This is a genomic window from Citrobacter sp. TBCS-14, assembly GCF_005280805.1.
GTDB classification, from domain to species: domain Bacteria; phylum Pseudomonadota; class Gammaproteobacteria; order Enterobacterales; family Enterobacteriaceae; genus Citrobacter; species Citrobacter gillenii.
Genome location: NZ_SZWM01001054.1, coordinates 1 through 242, shown reverse-complemented (window position 1 = coordinate 242; position 242 = coordinate 1). Strand labels below are relative to the sequence as shown.

Sequence of the window (242 nt, the reverse complement as noted above, 5' to 3'; positions counted from 1 at the left end):
TTTTATGCGCCAGCAGAGATTTTTCCTGTGCTGACAACTGACGCCGTTGCGCTGCCTCTTCCAGTACCGCGTACTGGTTTTCTGTTTTCCACAGTTCCCGGCGTTGCTGGCTGATTTTCTCATTCGCTCCGGCATGTTCCTCCAGCGTCCGGAGTTCTGCCTGAAGCGTCAGCAGAGCGGCATGAGCACTGTCTTCCTGACGATCGCCCGCAGACACTTTCACGCCTGACTGTTTCGGCTCT

The 242-nt window shown here is 55.8% G+C and carries 1 protein-coding gene; it reads right to left on the bottom strand.

The genetic code is table 11. The annotated features are described in order from the left end of the window. A partial coding sequence (locus tag FDX22_RS23900) for a phage tail tape measure protein (protein ID WP_146717888.1) occupies positions 1-242 on the bottom strand: 242 nt, incomplete at both ends.